Consider the following 15,933-nt stretch of genomic DNA (forward strand, 5'->3'; position numbering starts at 1 on the left):
CTTTGGTGCAGGCCGAACGCAGACGACGCGCAGTGGGCCGAGCCGCATGGATGCGGCGAGAGCGCCGCTAGGACATGGATGTCCGTTCGGCGCGGGCCCACGGAGCGTCGTCGGAGTGAGGGAACCCGACGAAGTCGGGCCAAACCGAGAGCAAGCACCCTTGGTTACTTGGGGTGCTTTTCCAAGTAACTCGGCGAAGCCGAAACAGTCTGCCCCTAGGCAGACGCTCTTGATTTTGACCTTCGTACGCAACACCGGGGGTCTAGCGGTGGACCTGCGAAACGCCTAAATCTTGGCTGCTTCAGGCACCCGCCCATACACATCGGTAAACCGAACGATATCGTCTTCCCCCAAATACTCCCCGCTCTGCACCTCGATCATCACCAGATCAATCACTCCCGGATTGACCAACCGATGAGTGTGCCCGGGTTTGATAAAGGTCGACTCATTGGTATCCAGCATGAACTCGTCTTCGCCATTGGTAACGCGCGCCATGCCGCTGACCACAATCCAGTGCTCGCTGCGGTGGTGATGCATCTGCAACGACAACGACGCCTGCGGCTTGACCACAATGCGCTTGATCTTGAAACGCTTGCCTTCCTCCAGCACCGTGTAAGTCCCCCACGGCCGGGTCACGGTATTGTGCAGCAAGTACGCCGGATGCCCCTGACGCTTGAGCGCCTGCGCGATAACCTTGACCTCCTGACTGCGATCGGCGTCGGCAATCAGCAACGCATCCGGCGTGTCGATGATGATCAGGTTGTCCAGACCCACCGCACCCACCAGCCGCTTCTTCGAGTCGATGTAGCAGTTGGTCACGTCGTGCAGCACCACCTCGCCGTTGCATCGGTTGCCATGTTCATCGGCCGGACTCAGCTCGCGAATGGCCTGCCACGAACCGATGTCGCTCCAGCCCATCTCGCACGGCACCACCGCCACCTTCTGCGAATGCTCCATCAATGCGTAATCGATGGAAATGTCCGGCGCCAGGGCGAAGGTCGTGCTGTCCAGCTCGATCTGCAACTCGTTGCGGCCTTCCTTGCTGTTGCACTGCGCCAGGCAATGGCGCACGGCGGTCAGCACGTCGGGCGCGTGAGCTTCCAGCTCGGCGAGCAGCACATCGACGCGCATGCAGAACATCCCGGCGTTCCACAAATGCAGACCGCCCGCGAGATAGTCCTCGGCGGTCACGGCATCGGGTTTCTCGACGAAGCGCGCGACCTGATAGGCCTCGCTGCTGAGGGCCTGGCCTTTCTCGATGTAGCCAAAACCGGTTTCGGCGCGGGACGGGATCAGACCGAACGTCACCAGCCAGCCCTCGTCGGCCAGTTTGCGTGCGCTGTGCACGGCGGCCTCGAACGCGGCAACGTCAGTGATCAACTGGTCCGCCGGCAGAATCAACAGCTGCGCGTCGTCGCCATAGCGCTCCTGAACGTGCAGCGCCGCGGCGGCGATGGCCGGCGCGGTGTTGCGGCCGAACGGCTCGAGCAGAAACTCGAGCGCCAACTGGTGCGTGTTCAGCAGCCGGTAGTCATCGACGGTGCGGAAATACACTTCCCGATTAGTGACGGTGAGGACGCTTTCGACGCCGTCCAGCTGGCTGGCGCGATTGAAGGTCTTCTGCAGCAGGCTTTCGCCGTCCGGCAGGCGCATGAAGGGTTTGGGCATCGCCTCCCGTGAAACAGGCCACAGCCGAGTGCCGGCGCCGCCAGCGATAATGCAGGGAATCAGTTGCATGGGGTTCTCGCCTCTTCGATCCATGAATCAATGACTGGGGCTGCATTCCCGATCATTCCGAGAAAAGTCAATTTAATGACTTTATCGTAGCATTCGGGCGAATTAGCCAATTATTTGTCGATTAGGCGCTTTCCGCCCGCGCATTTCAAGGGGCTGTAACGCGGAATTAACGCCTCTCGTCCCCTATTTATGGGGCGTAAACCCCCGGCAAATCGGCATTGCCCGTAGGTGAACTCAAAGCGGTGGCAAGCCCGGCACGCGTAAGTCCCTGCCATTCAAGGCTTTTTGCCATCACTGAGCGGGCTGACATCCAACTTCAGCCGTGTCCGGACGAATTCCATGGCGTTTCTTGTCGAGGACGCCGGGTTAAAAGATTTTTCATCCACGGGGCTTTTTTTGCAGCACGCGCGGTCAACACATCACGCATCAACTCGAACACGCAAAAGGAAGGGACATGGCAGCGCGCAGGGCATTACTGATTCTTCACGGCAAGCAGGCGCTCAATGAGGATGTCCGCGAGGCGGTGGCGCGCAAGCGCAAACACGGCTGGGAACTGGACGTGCGCGTGACCTGGGAAGCGGGCGATGCCCAGCGCCTGGTACGTGAGGGTCTGGAGGCCGGTCATCGGCAGGTCATCGCCGGTGGCGGCGATGGCACATTGCGCGACGTAGCGGAGGCGCTGGCGCTGTCTGAAGTCGACGCCAGTCTGGTGATCATGCCTCTGGGCACGGCCAATGATTTCGCCCGTTCGGCGGGTGTGCCGCTGGAACCCGACCAAGCCCTCGACCTGCTGGATGTCCCGGCGCGTGCGGTTGATATGGGTGCGGTGGGCGGTCAGATGTTCCTCAACATGGCCACCGGCGGCTTTGGCAGCCAGGTCACCGCCAACACCTCCGAAGACCTGAAAAAGATCCTCGGTGGTGCGGCCTATCTGTTCACCGGCCTTACGCGTTTCAGCGAGTTGAAAGCGGCTTATGGCGAATTTACCGGCCCGGACTTTCACTGGAAGGGCGAGATGCTGGCGCTGGGGATCGGCAACGGTCGTCAGGCGGGCGGCGGCCATCCGTTGTGCCCGGAAGCCCTCGCCGATGACGGCCTGCTGGACATCAGCATTCTGCCAGCGCCCCAGGAGGTGGTAAGCACCCTGAAGAGCCTGCTCGAAGGCGGTCTGGGCCTCGACAACATGTTCGTCCGCGCGCGCCTGCCGTGGGTCGAGCTCAAGTCGGCGCAGGGGCTGAACATCAATCTCGACGGCGAACCGCTGAGCGGCGAAGCAACCCGTTTCGAGGCACGAGCAGGCGCGTTGCGTGTGCACCTGCCGTCGCATTCGCCGTTGCTGGGGCAGACGCGGCAACTCGCCTGAGCATCAACAACCGCCAGATGAGCCGCGACCGCACGCTCATCTGACGCCATCAGTCGTCCAGGCTGATGATTCTCTCCCTCACACAGAACAGCACCAGCCCGGGCACGTCGTAGATGTGCAGCCGTTTCATGATCTGCGCGCGATGGGTTTCCACCGTCTTGACGCTCAGACCGAGGCCGCCGGCGATCTCACGGGTTGAGGTGCCCCTTACCACCAGCCGCAGGATTTCCAGCTGGCGGGCGGTGAGGTTATGACCCTCGGCGGGTTCGACGGGCGTCATCTGGCTGCTGACCAATGCCTGGCTGATCACCGTGTGAGCGATCGCCGGGCTCAGGTAGCGTTCTCCGTCGCGCAGGGCGTTCAGCGCGTGTTCGATCTCGCTGGCGGTTGCATCTTTAAGGAGGTAGCCGTGGGCGCCGCACGCCAGCGCGCGCATGATCAGGCATGGCTCGGTGTGCATCGACAGAATCAGCACCTTGCTGTCCGGCAGCGTCTGACGCAGGCGTTGCAACGCGTCCAGCCCGTCGCTGTCGCCCATGGAGATGTCGAGCAGAATGATGTCGGGTCCCAGCTGCAGGCTCATTTCCAGCAATTGATGGCCATTGCTGGCCTCGCCGATGACAGCGTAACCCGGGATGTCCGACACCAGCGCGCGGACACCGGCGCGGATCAGCGCGTGATCGTCCACCAGCAGTACGTTGCAGACACTCACGGCTTGCTGCCTTCAGCGCGTCCGCGGACACGCGGCGCCCACGGAAACAACGCCTGAATGCAAGTGCCTTGCCCGGGCTTGCTGGCGACGTTCAATTCTCCCCCCAACAAGCTCGCGCGCTCGGCCATGCCCGCCATACCGCGCTGCCCCTGACCGGCGGGGCTCAGCGCAGGCGCAAAGCCTTTACCATCATCGCGAATGTTCAGCCACAACCCTTCCGGTCGGCGCTGCAGTTGCACGCGCAGGTTTTGCGCCTGGGCGTGGCGCAGCATATTGGTCACGGCTTCCTGGGTAATGCGGAATGCCGCCACCGCGATCTCTTCGGGAATACCGTCCAGGCGCTGCTGGCATTCCAGGCTCCACTGCACGGAAGTGGCTGACAGCGTGCGCAGCAAATGCGCGCGCAGGCTGGCTTCCAGTCCCAGGCTGGTGAGCTGTCGGGGGTTGAGAATGGCGGACAGGTCGCGAACCTTCGCCAGGGTTTCATCAAGGGTGTTGATGAGCATCGAGCACTGCGCGTGCAGCTCCTGCGGGGCGCGGCGCTGCAGCCAGTCGCTCTGCATTTTTGCTGCCGTGAGCATCTGGCCGATGTCGTCGTGCAGCTCGCGGCTCAGGCGATGACGTTCGGTTTCCTGAACCTGCAGCATGTGATCGGCGAGTTCCTTGGGCTGGAACTGAATGGTCCGGTTCGGGCGGGTCATGCTGTAACAGAGGCCCGCAAATGCCAGCCCGTTGACGATGGCCAGCTCCAGCGGCAGAGCGCCGCTCGCGAGGTACGCGATCACATTGCAGCCCGTGGTCGCCAGGCACAGCAGGCCTGCCCAGCGAACGGTGCTGCCGGGGTTCATTCGCAGAAAGCCAGGGAATTTGCTGCTGCCATGCATAGCGGATGAAGCCATCGATAATGGATGTCTACACCTGACGGATCTGCCAGGCCATTTGAAAGGGCATTGCTAAAAACACAATGCTGTACTTCCTCTGTATGGGTACAGCGTGTTCGAACGACTCGTCGAATGGACAGAAAAAGTGCTGGTTGAAGCGCTCTTTCGAGCGCGCCGATAGTACCTTAATTGTCGGCGTTATTAAGGGCTGAGGTTGAAACCCGATTCACACCAACAACAGAGCCGGTTGTCCGTTCAGTCAGCTTTCAAGTCCGGAATGCGGGTGCGTGTTCAGGAAATCAGCAGCCATTCATCGCGTTTCACTGTGATCGGCGTGCCTGGCGGCGAGCACGTCGCGCTGCCCGGGATTGACCGACCAGCCCGGATTGGCGGCGACGTTATTGTCCGGCTTGCCCACCCCGCACTGGTAGGCGAATGCGTTCAGCAAACCGCGCTGCTCACTGTCGTCCAGCGCCAGCGATCCGGTGTGGGGGTCGATGAGTTCAAGCTGCCAGGCCATCAGCTCAAAGCAGCGTTTGAGCGTGGGCAATGCCTCTGGCTGCAAGTGGCCGGCCGCGCTGGCGAAGTATAGGAGATAACGCAACTGCCGGGCGAAACCGCAGACCGCTTCCACGCGATGGGTGTCTGCCTTGCCGGCAAGGTGGTGCAATGTGGTGAGCAGGCATTCCATCGCGTCACCATCATCGCTGATCAATTCCAGATGACTGAGGCATTCATCGGCGCGGCACATGAGTGTCTGGGTATCACTGAGAAACTCTGCGTGCAACTGCTGCCATTCATTGCCGTTCAGCATGTGCAATCTCCACTCTTCACAAATGGCGACGTCAGGTCGCGTGGGGCGAGTGGCCCAAAGTTAATGTTGAAGGCACTGGAAAGTCTGTAGGGCGTTTCTGATTGTTGCGAATGGCCGGGCAGGGTGGCGTGATCAGCATGACCGCGTGAAACGGTCATCTGCACACAGGCCTCAAGAGAAGGGTCCTTCGCAAGGGTTCCGGCGAGTAGTGGGGAAACTTCCGCGAGCGCAACCGCATGCCTGACTCCATTCATTTACGAGAAGGGCGTCACAGTAATGGCTATTGGAAAAGCCGAATATCAGGTTCGCCCCGATTGCCCTTAGGGGTTACCCCTACTCGTGGTGGCAGGTTGCACTGGGCGGTCATCGGGCCGCGCATCTGAAAGCCGCGCCGTTCGCCGGTCTGCCAGTGCTCGGGTCTGTCGATGGGGCTGCAGTGATGTTATTGTGATATCAAAGGCGCGACGCGCGTTTCTATCCCGATTAAGGTCTGTCATGGGGCTGCCGATACAGGGTAGGCGGACTTACTTGAACCCTGCTCCAGGAGCAACAGATGGCTGGCATTCTCGACACAGTAGACCAACGTACACAGCTGGTAGGTGAGAACCGCCTGGAAATCCTCATGTTCCGCCTGGCCGGCCGACAGTTGTTCGCGATCAACGTATTCAAGGTGCAGGAAGTCCTGCAACTGCCCAAGCTGACACTGATGCCCCAGCGTCATCCGTTCGTGTGCGGCGTGGTCAACCTGCGCGGGCAGACCCTGCCGGTCATTGACCTGTCCCAGGCCATTGGCATGCGTCCGCTGGTGCCGGGGCCTTCGAGCACAATCATCGTCACCGAATACAACCGCTCGGTTCAGGCATTCCTGGTGGGCGGCGTCGACCGTATCGTCAACATGAACTGGGAGGCGATTCTGCCGCCACCGACCAGCGCCGGGCGTCAGCATTACCTGACCGCCATCAGCAAGGTCGATGACCAGTTGGTGGAGATCATCGACGTGGAGAAAGTCCTCGCCGAGATCGTGCCGTACAGTGCCAAGGTCTCCCGCGACAAGCTGGAAGATCCGGTCCTCGCCCGGGCCATTGGCCGCGAAGTGCTGTTGGTGGACGATTCCAACGTGGCGCTCTCGCAGTTGCGTGACACCCTGGGTCAGCTCGGCGTGAAGATGCACGTTGCCCGCGACGGGTTGAAAGCCCTGAACATGCTCAAGGGCTGGGCGGACACCGGCGAAGTCATGACCGACAAGCTGCTGATGGTCTTCACCGACGCCGAAATGCCGGAAATGGACGGCTACCGCCTGACCACGGAAATCCGTAACGACCCACGCTTGCGCGGCCTCTATGTCGTGCTGCACACCTCGCTGTCCGGGAGCTTCAACGAGTCCATGGTCAAGAAGGTTGGCTGCGATAACTTCCTCTCCAAATTCCAGCCGGACAAGTTGGTCGACGTGGTCCGCGAGCGGCTCATGCTCGACAACTGATCCGGTTCTGTTTCAAGCCCCTTGCTGTATGGAGGGGCTTTTTTGCATCTGTACCGCTTGGTTTTCCGGCGTCTCGTATAGAGTGGTGGCTTTCCGCTCTGGCAAAAGGACGCGTACATGTTTCACCTCAGCGCACTGTATCGGTACCCCCTCAAATCCTGCATGGCCGAGACGTTGCAGCAGGCCCGTTTCGATGAGTTGGGCATGAGTGGCGATCGTCGCTGGATGCTGGTGGATGAAGCCACTGGGCGCTTTTACAGCCAGCGCGCGCTGCCGCAGATGTCGCAGCTCTCGGTGCTATGGAAGGGCGATGGGGTGACGCTGTCGGCGCCGGGCCTGGGCAGTCTGGATGTGCCGGTGCCGATCGATGAAGAGCCCAATCTGCGCGGCATCACGATCTGGCGCGATACTTTTCGGGTGCCGGACGCGGGCGAGGACGCGGCGCGTTGGGTCAGCGCCCTGGTGGGCAAGCCGACGCGGCTGGTGCATGTGCCGAAAGAGCGCGCTCGCTGGCTGCCTTCAGGCTACGGGACGGTGGAAGACAGGGTAGGGTTCGCTGACGGTTTTCCGCTGTTGATGATAGGGGAGTCTTCACTGGACGATTTGTCGCAGAAGGTGGGCCGCCCGCTGGAGATGTTGCGCTTTCGTCCGAATCTGGTGGTGTCCGGCGCGGAACCGTTCGCCGAGGATGGCTGGAAGCGGATTCGAATCGGCGGCGTTGAACTGCGGGTGCTAAAGCCGTGCTCGCGGTGCATCCTGACGACGATCGACCCTGCTACCGGTGAGCGCAGCCCGGATCGCGAACCGATGACCACACTGAAGACCTATCGCGAGCGGGAAGGGGAGATCTGGTTTGGCCAGAACCTGGTCAGCGATGGCCCAGGGCTGGTCGAGGTGGGGATGGAGGTTGAGGTGCTCGAGTGATTGAGCGCTTGCTCTTACGCTTTCCCGGCTAAAGCCGGTCCCACTGACTGTATGCGATTCGCCTAGTGGGACCGGCTTTGGCCGGGAAGAGGCCAGACGTCACACCGCCACGTCGACGCCGTCCAATCCGGCGTCTTCCCGGCTAACGCCAGTCCCACTTACCCTGCGCAGCCTCACAAATCATCAAAGAACCGTTCATGCCAGTCCACCAGCGGCTGCGGGGAATTGAGCTTCTGGCCGTAGATCACCGCGTACGACAGCACGTTCTGCACGTACTGGCGGGTCTCGTCGAACGGAATGCTCTCGACCCAGACGTCGAAGGCCAGGTGATTGGCGCCCCTCAACCACTGACGTACACGTCCCGGACCTGCGTTGTACGCCGCCGAAGCCAGTACCCGGTTGCCGTTGAACTGCGCATGGACCTGACTCAAGTAAGCGGCGCCGAGCTGGATGTTCTTGTCCGGATCGAGCACCTGGGCCGGCGAGGCCAGGGGAATGCTGAATTTGCGCGCGGTCTCTTTGGCGGTCGCAGGCATCAGTTGCATCAGACCTGAGGCACCGACGCCAGAGCGGGCGTCATCCATGAACGCGCTTTCCTGACGGGTGATCGCAAACACCCAGCTTGAATGCAGCCCCCGAACCTGCGCTTCACGCACCAGGGTGTCGCGGTGGGCCATCGGGAAGCGAATATCTAGATCGTCCCAGTACTGCGCCTGACTGATGGTGCGAATGGCCGGGAAATACCAGTGCATGTCGTACGCCAGTTTGGCCTGGGCAACCATTTCGTCCCGGCTGAAACGCCGGGTGACGTGGTACCACTCGCGGCGGCCGTCGACGATCTGCCCGCGATCATAAAACTCCAGCGCGCGGCGCACGCCCGGCGTGTTGCGCACCTTGGTCATGAGCGCCTGGCTCATCACCAGCGGCTTGTTGTTAAGCATGTACGGCGTCTGGGTGCGGTCGGCGGCAAGGAAGCCGTAGAAATCACGCTCCTTCGCGACCGCCTTGTACAGCCCCGGAAGCAACGGGCTGTTGGGCTGAGCAAGCTCGAGAGAGCGGGCCTGCCAGTAACGCCAGCGGTTCGTGGTCGCGAGGTCTTGGGGCAAGCGACGGGTCAGCTCGTACGCATCGCTCCAGCGACCGAGCCGCAGCAACAGGCGCAGGCGCCATTCGGTGACGGTGTTGTCGCGCAGGTCCGGGTCGTACTTGGTCATGACCTCAAGGGCGCGGCCGTCATAACTGCGAGCCAGGGTCAGGCCGATTTCCTTGGCGATCTGCACCTGTTCCTCGTGGGAGAAATGCAGCACCGGCGCGTAGCTGTCGAGCAGCTCCATGGCCCGCTGCGGGTCCTGCTTGGCCAGGCGACGCAGCCCCAGCCCGACCACATCGGACATCGCCTCGTCGGCCGGCATGAACTGGCCCTGGTTGTTGACCATTTCGGGCTTTTGCGCGACAGCGATCAGCAAACGGCCCTGGGGCGCGAGGGTGGTCATGCTGTTGACCAGTTGATTGGCCAGCGCGTAGTTGCGCACCTGCGCGGCGAGCTTGGCGCGCTGCCAGCGTTTCTGCTCGGTCAACTGACCTTCGACCGCCCACTGGGTGAAGAACGTATCGCAGGCTGCCGGCAGCGTCTTGCCGGTCATCCAGGTTTTCTCGGCGTTGGCATAGCCTTCCGAGCGCTGGTTGTGGCTGAGCTGATACGAGCCATACAAACAGTCGAGCTCGACGAAATTCAGCTTGGGGTCGTAATACTTGACGAAGGGCTGCCAGTCACCGCGCGAGGCCAGCAGTCGCAGCCAGCGCAGCTTCATGTAGTTGGCTTGCGGCAGGTCGCCGTGCTCGGCGAAGAACTTCTCGATTTCCTCGTTGCTCGCGCTGTTCAGGCGGGCGGTGAGTTCGTCGTAGGCCAGGTAGGGTTCGAGGGGGTAATCCGCCAACGCAGCGGCATAGGTGCGATAAGGGCCGCCGTCGCCCTTGGCCAAAGCCCGCTTGGCTTCATCGTAATACTGGCGTTGGGTGGTGAGATCGACCGCTTGGACGGACTGGGCAGCGGTGGCCGACAGAAGCAGGCAGGACAAAAGGCTGAAGAAACGACTGCGCATGAGACTTCCGTGCAGATGCATCGTGAAAAGTGCGGCTAGCTTAGCCTGTTGCCCGCGCGGGTTGAAGCGCTGCCTCGCCCGTCGTGATGGATGGAAACAAACCCGGGCCTGCAATCGGCCGGCCACCGAGTCCGGACGACGTCCTGTCATCGATTAGCCGCCCATCTGCCGGGTTATCTCAGGTAGAATGCGCGCCCGGTTTTTGGAGAAGCTCATGACCCTGCTCAAATTCAGCGATGTGTCCCTTGCGTTCGGCGCCATGCCGTTGTTGGACAAGGTGTCCTGGCAGATCGCCCGTGGTGAGCGGGTCTGCATCATTGGCCGCAACGGCACCGGCAAGTCCAGCATGTTGAAGCTCGTCAAGGGCATTCAGATGCCCGACGACGGCAATGTCTGGCGGGCGCCGGGCCTCAAGATCGGCGAGCTGCCCCAGGAGTTGCCGGTCGCTGACGGCCGTACCGTATTTGACGTGGTTGCCGAAGGCCTCGATGGCGTCGGCGAGTTGCTCGCCCAGTATCACCACCTCAGCCAGAACATCGTCACCGCCGAAGACCTCGACAAGCTGATGCACGTGCAGTCGGACCTCGAAGCCCGTGACGGCTGGCGCCTGCAGCAGTTGGTGGACAGCACCCTCAGCCGTCTGCAACTGCCGGCCGACAAGACCCTCGCCGAACTGTCCGGCGGCTGGCGTCGTCGCGTGTTGCTGGCCCAGGCGCTGGTTTCCGAGCCTGATCTGCTCATGCTCGACGAACCGACCAACCACCTGGACATCGGCGCAATCGCCTGGCTTGAAGAAGCACTGAAGGAATTCCAGGGCGCGGTGTTGTTCATCACCCACGACCGGTCCTTCCTGCAAAACCTTGCCACGCGCATTCTTGAACTCGACCGTGGCGGCCTGATCGACTGGGACGGCGACTACGCCAGCTTCCTGGTGCACAAGGAAGCCATGCTCGCGGCGGAAGAAACCGCCAACGCGCTGTTCGACAAGCGTCTGGCCCAGGAAGAAGTATGGATTCGTCAGGGCATCAAGGCCCGTCGTACCCGTAACGAAGGCCGCGTGCGCGCCCTGAAGGCATTGCGCGTTGAGCGCAGCGACCGTCGCGAACGCACCGGCAAGGCCAACATCCAGCTCGACACGGCAGACAAATCCGGCAAGCAGGTGATGGTGCTCGACAACGTCAGCTTCGCTCACCCGGGCGGCCCGATGCTGATCAAGGACTTCTCCATGGTCCTGCAGCGCGAAGACCGCATCGGTCTGCTCGGCGCCAACGGCACCGGCAAGACCACGCTGCTCAAGCTGATGCTCGACAACCTCCAGCCCACCAGCGGCAAGGTGGAAGTCGGCACCCGTCTGGATGTCGCCTACTTCGACCAGTTGCGTCACCAGCTCGATCTGGAAAAGACCGTGATCGACAACGTGGCCGAAGGGCGCGACTTCATCGACATCGACGGCCAGAGCCGCCATGTCCTCAGCTACCTGGGCGATTTCCTGTTCAGCCCGCAGCGGGCGCGGACGCCGGTGAAGGCGTTGTCGGGCGGTGAGCGCGCGCGTCTGCTGCTCGCCAAACTGTTCAGCAAACCGGCCAACCTGCTGGTCCTCGACGAACCGACCAACGATCTGGACGTCGAGACCCTCGAGCTCCTTGAAGAAGTGCTGTTGACCTTCAAGGGCACCGTGCTGATGGTCAGCCACGACCGGGCATTCCTCGATAACGTCGTCACCAGCACCCTGGTGTTCGAAGGCGAGGGCAAGGTCCGCGAATTCGTCGGTGGCTATCAGGACTGGATTCGCCAGGGCGGCTCGCCGCGTCTGCTGGGCGTCACCGACAGCAAGTCCGGCAAGTCCGAGCTGGCCACTGCCGTGGTTCAGGCAGCACCGGTCGCAGCGGCCGAAATGCCGGTCGCCAAAAAGAAGCTCAGCTATAAACTGCAACGCGAGCTGGAAGCCCTGCCTGCGCAAATTGACGCTGTGGAAGCGCAAATGGCTGCGCTCACTGCCGAGATGGCCGAGGCCGGTTTCTATCAGCGTCCTGCGGAGCAAACCACAGCCGTGATGGCGCAGCTGGAAAGCCTGCAAGGCGAACTGGACGGACTCCTTGAGCGTTGGGCCGAGCTGGACGAGTGATCGCTAAGCTGTAGCAATAAAAAAGCCCGGACCTTTTTCAAGGACCGGGCTTTTGCATTGGCGCGCTTATTTCTCCGGGCGCTTGATCAGGCGCACTGCCAGCACGTCACACGGCGCGCCGTGCAGCACGTCGTTGGCAGTAGAACCGAGCAGCAGGGACAGGCCATGACGGCCGTGGCTGCCGACAACGATCAGATCAACGTGGTGTTCCTTCGCCAGGTTGTGGATTTCCTGACGCGGCTGGCCGTAGGTCAGATGGCTGTCGCCGGTCTTTACGTCGGGGTATTTGCGTTTCAGCGCTTCCAGCTTTTCCTTGGCCTGATCGAACTGCTGTTGCTGCAGCTGCGACAGGTCCATCGGGACATCGCCACCGAACGCCATGGCCATAGGTTCGACGATGTGCACCAGCGAAAGCTTGGAGTGGCCGGCCAACGCCAGCGCCATGGCTTTTTTGATAACCGGATCGCACTCTTCAGTGAGGTCCACGGCTACCAGGATGTGTTCATAGGACATGGGGTGTTCCTTCTGAGGTTTGCGATGGTTTTGATTATGGCTCTTTTCACGCGCCTCTGGCACGCCGATGTGGTTCCCCAGCAGCTAGCCGCCGCGGGGGGCGTACAAATATGACGGTGTGGATCATCCTGTCAATCATTGCGGTGGTTTTAAGTCCGCTGGTCTGGCTGCGCCCCTCGCGCTCGCAGAGCGGCAGAATGGCCATGCGCATGCAGGCGCGGCGAATGGGGCTGGCGATGCAGCTGATTCCCCAGGAGTGGCCGCATTGGTTGCCGACCGAGCCGCCGAGCCCGTGCCCGCAGTATCACCGGCCGCGTGCCGCGCGGGCGACCGATGTCTGGGTGTACTGGCAGATGGAGCCGGGCGTGTGGGTTAACCAGTGGCGCGAGCCGTGTGAAGATCTGCGCCTGCTCGAGCCGTTCAAGACGCTGCCGGCGGACGTCTACAAAGTGGAGGCGGGCAAGCAGTTGATTGCCCTGTATTGGGCCGAGCGCGGCGAGCCCGAAGTATTGCAGCACATTGCAGCGGTGCTGAAGGCCTTGGCGTAAGCCGTCCCGATGCCCGAATCGCGGGCATTAAAAAGCCCGATAACAACATCGGGCCGGGGTTGGCCAGGCAGGCCGTAATTCTTGTGCGGTGCGGTGCGGTGCAACGCCGCTCGCCGGGTCACACATCACTTGCTGACGACGCTCAAATGACCCGTCTTGATGCGCAGTGCGCTGAATGTAGACCTTAATGGTGCGTTTGTCTGCTGCCTCACCGTTTATTTCATGCTGCGTTCCGAGCCACTGCCCGCCGCCACGCCCCATCTTCTTCAGTTTCATGCCCCCGCGATCATGCGCCTGAATAGCCTTCTATCAGGCGCACGTTTTACCTGCGATTTGCCGGTTTTGCCCGCTGTCTGCTGAATTGACAATTGCTGGAATATGGCAGAAGGTAGCCGCACCCAAATCAAACGGGCGTATGAATTGAGCGTTTGCCGTAGGAATGCTCTGACAGACGCTCGAATCGCGTCGACGGGGTGACTGGCGTTTGGTGTTTCGCCTCGACGGCAACGTCGAGCATAGCGCCGGATCTCAGCGTCTGATGCGTATTGTTCAGCTTCCATATCGTGGAGATCAGTTGATGATTTACGAAGGTAAAGCCATCACGGTTAAGGCTCTTGAAAGTGGCATCGTCGAACTGCAGTTCGACCTCAAGGGTGAGTCCGTCAACAAGTTCAACCGCCTCACCCTCAACGACCTGAATCAGGCCATCGAAGCCATCAAGGCCGACAGCTCGATCAAGGGCGTCATCGTCACCAGCGGCAAGGACGTGTTCATCGTCGGCGCCGACATCACCGAATTCGTCGATAACTTCAAGCTGCCGGACGCTGAACTCGTCGCCGGCAACCTCGAAGCCAACAAAATCTTCAGCGCCTTCGAAGACCTCAACGTACCGACCCTTGCTGCCATCAACGGCATCGCCCTGGGCGGCGGTCTGGAAATGTGCCTGGCCGCTGACTTCCGCGTCATGTCCGCTACCGCCAAGGTCGGCCTGCCTGAAGTCAAACTCGGTATCTATCCGGGCTTCGGCGGCACAGTCCGTCTGCCACGCCTGATCGGTGTGGACAACGCAGTTGAGTGGATCGCGTCCGGCAAAGACAACAGCGCTGAAGACGCACTGAAAGTGGGCGCCGTCGATGCTGTCGTGGCTCCCGGCAAACTGCAGGAAGCCGCACTGGACCTGATCAAGCGCGCCATCTCCGGCGAGTTCGACTTCAAGGCCAAGCGTCAGCCGAAGCTCGACAAGCTCAAGCTCAACGCCATCGAGCAGATGATGGCCTTCGAAACCGCCAAGGGTTTCGTGGCAGGCCAGGCCGGCCCGAACTACCCGGCGCCGGTCGAAGCGATCAAGACCATCCAGAAAGCCGCCAATTTCGGTCGCGACAAAGCGCTGGAAGTGGAAGCGGCCGGTTTCGTGAAGATGGCCAAGACCTCGGCCGCTGCGAGCCTGATCGGTCTGTTCCTGAACGATCAGGAGCTGAAAAAGAAAGCCAAGGTCTACGACGAAGTCGCCAAGGACGTGAAGCAGGCCGCTGTATTGGGCGCCGGCATCATGGGGGGCGGCATCGCTTATCAGTCGGCTGTCAAAGGCACGCCGATCCTGATGAAGGACATCCGTGAAGAAGCCATCGCGCTGGGCCTGGGCGAAGCATCGAAGCTGCTGGGCAAGCGCGTCGAAAAAGGCCGCCTGACCACCGCGAAGATGGCCGAAGCGCTCAACGCGATTCGTCCTACGCTGTCCTACGGCGATTTCGGCACCGTCGACCTCGTTGTCGAAGCCGTGGTCGAGAATCCGAAGGTCAAACAAGCCGTACTGGCCGAAGTGGAAGGGCAGGTGGGTGAAAACACCATTCTCGCTTCCAACACCTCGACGATCTCCATCAGCTTGCTCGCCAAGGCCCTCAAGCGCCCGGAAAACTTCGTCGGCATGCACTTCTTCAACCCGGTGCACATGATGCCCCTGGTTGAAGTCATCCGTGGCGAGAAGTCCAGCGAAGTCGCCGTGGCGACCACCGTGGCTTACGCCAAGAAGATGGGCAAGAACCCGATCGTGGTCAACGACTGCCCGGGCTTCCTGGTCAACCGCATCCTGTTCCCGTACTTCGGCGGTTTCGCCAAGCTGGTCAGCGCCGGTGTGGATTTCGTGCGCATCGATAAGGTCATGGAAAAATTCGGCTGGCCAATGGGCCCGGCGTACCTGATGGACGTGGTCGGCATTGACACCGGCCACCACGGTCGCGACGTCATGGCCGAAGGCTTCCCGGACCGCATGAAGGACGATCGCCGCACGGCCGTTGACGCCTTGTACGACGCCAATCGCCTCGGCCAGAAGAACGGCAAGGGCTTCTACGTCTACGAGACCGACAAGCAGGGCAAACCGAAGAAAGTGGTCGACGCTTCCGTGCTGGAAGTGCTCAAGCCGGTGATCTACGAGCAGCGTGAAGTCAGCGACGAAGACATCATCAACTGGATGATGATCCCGCTGTGCCTCGAAACCGTGCGTTGCCTGGAAGACGGCATTGTCGACACGGCTGCCGAGGCCGACATGGGCCTGATCTACGGCATCGGCTTCCCTCCGTTCCGCGGTGGCGCGCTGCGCTACATCGACTCGATCGGTGTCGCTGAATTCGTGGCCCTGGCTGACCAATACGCTGATCTGGGCGCTCTGTACCACCCCACTGCGAAGCTGCGTGAAATGGCCAAGACCGGCCAACGCTTCTTCGGCTAAGTGCCCAAC

General features: G+C 61.4%; 13 protein-coding genes. 6 read left to right on the forward strand and 7 right to left on the reverse strand.

Features of this window, described 5'->3' with window-relative positions; translation table 11 throughout:
• Positions 1 to 285: 285 nt before the first annotated feature.
• Positions 286 to 1,737 (reverse strand): mannose-1-phosphate guanylyltransferase/mannose-6-phosphate isomerase, encoded by a 1,452-nt coding sequence (locus QMX88_RS19520; RefSeq protein WP_282371890.1) that lies wholly within the window; start codon positions 1,735 to 1,737, stop codon positions 286 to 288.
• A 454-nt stretch (positions 1,738 to 2,191) separates the two neighbouring features.
• Here QMX88_RS19520 and yegS point away from each other — a divergent pair, with 454 nt between their 5' ends.
• Positions 2,192 to 3,100 (forward strand): lipid kinase YegS, encoded by a 909-nt coding sequence (gene yegS, locus QMX88_RS19525; protein ID WP_282371891.1) that lies wholly within the window; start codon positions 2,192 to 2,194, stop codon positions 3,098 to 3,100.
• Positions 3,101 to 3,149: 49 nt separating this feature from the next.
• Here yegS and QMX88_RS19530 read toward each other — a convergent pair whose 3' ends face one another.
• The 3 genes from QMX88_RS19530 to QMX88_RS19540 all read right to left on the reverse strand — a co-directional run bounded on the left by QMX88_RS19530 (position 3,150) and on the right by QMX88_RS19540 (position 5,507).
• A complete protein-coding gene (locus QMX88_RS19530) occupies positions 3,150 to 3,812 on the reverse strand; it encodes a response regulator (protein ID WP_282371892.1) in 663 nt (220 codons plus the stop codon).
• The gene (locus QMX88_RS19535; RefSeq protein WP_282371893.1) at positions 3,809 to 4,660 is read right to left on the reverse strand and encodes a sensor histidine kinase; all 852 of its coding nucleotides are present in this window, start codon (positions 4,658 to 4,660) and stop codon (positions 3,809 to 3,811) included. Before QMX88_RS19535 ends, QMX88_RS19530 begins: the two co-directional genes overlap by 4 nt.
• Positions 4,661 to 5,003: 343 nt before the next feature.
• The gene (locus QMX88_RS19540) at positions 5,004 to 5,507 is read right to left on the reverse strand and encodes a hypothetical protein (RefSeq protein ID WP_282371894.1); all 504 of its coding nucleotides are present in this window, start codon (positions 5,505 to 5,507) and stop codon (positions 5,004 to 5,006) included.
• A 553-nt stretch (positions 5,508 to 6,060) separates the two neighbouring features.
• Here QMX88_RS19540 and QMX88_RS19545 point away from each other — a divergent pair.
• Together QMX88_RS19545 and QMX88_RS19550 are read left to right on the forward strand one after the other, a co-directional pair.
• The gene (locus QMX88_RS19545; protein ID WP_192172359.1) at positions 6,061 to 6,987 is read left to right on the forward strand and encodes a chemotaxis protein CheV; all 927 of its coding nucleotides are present in this window, start codon (positions 6,061 to 6,063) and stop codon (positions 6,985 to 6,987) included.
• 117 nt (positions 6,988 to 7,104) lie between these two features.
• A complete protein-coding gene (locus QMX88_RS19550; RefSeq protein WP_282371895.1) occupies positions 7,105 to 7,911 on the forward strand; it encodes an MOSC domain-containing protein in 807 nt (268 codons plus the stop codon).
• Positions 7,912 to 8,084: 173 nt separating this feature from the next.
• Here QMX88_RS19550 and QMX88_RS19555 read toward each other — a convergent pair whose 3' ends face one another.
• Positions 8,085 to 10,013 carry a transglycosylase SLT domain-containing protein gene (locus tag QMX88_RS19555; RefSeq protein WP_282371896.1) on the reverse strand — a complete coding sequence of 643 codons (1,929 nt, stop codon included), beginning with the start codon at positions 10,011 to 10,013 and terminating at the stop codon, positions 8,085 to 8,087.
• Positions 10,014 to 10,227: 214 nt separating this feature from the next.
• Here QMX88_RS19555 and QMX88_RS19560 point away from each other — a divergent pair, with 214 nt between their 5' ends.
• Positions 10,228 to 12,138 (forward strand): ATP-binding cassette domain-containing protein, encoded by a 1,911-nt coding sequence (locus QMX88_RS19560; protein WP_282371897.1) that lies wholly within the window; start codon positions 10,228 to 10,230, stop codon positions 12,136 to 12,138.
• Positions 12,139 to 12,204: 66 nt separating this feature from the next.
• On the opposite strand, the gene QMX88_RS19565 is transcribed toward QMX88_RS19560, so the two are convergent.
• Positions 12,205 to 12,651 (reverse strand): universal stress protein, encoded by a 447-nt coding sequence (locus QMX88_RS19565; RefSeq protein ID WP_192172363.1) that lies wholly within the window; start codon positions 12,649 to 12,651, stop codon positions 12,205 to 12,207.
• Positions 12,652 to 12,761: 110 nt separating this feature from the next.
• Between QMX88_RS19565 and QMX88_RS19570 the strand changes: the two genes are divergently transcribed.
• On the forward strand, positions 12,762 to 13,199 hold the full coding sequence (locus QMX88_RS19570) for a hypothetical protein (RefSeq protein WP_282371898.1): 438 nt from the start codon (positions 12,762 to 12,764) through the stop codon (positions 13,197 to 13,199).
• Between the two features lie 27 nt (positions 13,200 to 13,226).
• Here the strand turns inward: QMX88_RS19570 and QMX88_RS19575 are convergent, their stop codons facing one another.
• Positions 13,227 to 13,475 (reverse strand): hypothetical protein, encoded by a 249-nt coding sequence (locus QMX88_RS19575; RefSeq protein ID WP_282371899.1) that lies wholly within the window; start codon positions 13,473 to 13,475, stop codon positions 13,227 to 13,229.
• A 301-nt stretch (positions 13,476 to 13,776) separates the two neighbouring features.
• On the opposite strand from QMX88_RS19575, the gene fadB reads away from it, so the two are divergent.
• Positions 13,777 to 15,924 (forward strand): fatty acid oxidation complex subunit alpha FadB, encoded by a 2,148-nt coding sequence (fadB, locus tag QMX88_RS19580; protein ID WP_282371900.1) that lies wholly within the window; start codon positions 13,777 to 13,779, stop codon positions 15,922 to 15,924.
• The last annotated feature ends 9 nt before the right edge of the window (positions 15,925 to 15,933 follow it).

Source organism: Pseudomonas sp. PS02290 (assembly GCF_029960075.1).
Lineage (GTDB): Bacteria > Pseudomonadota > Gammaproteobacteria > Pseudomonadales > Pseudomonadaceae > Aquipseudomonas.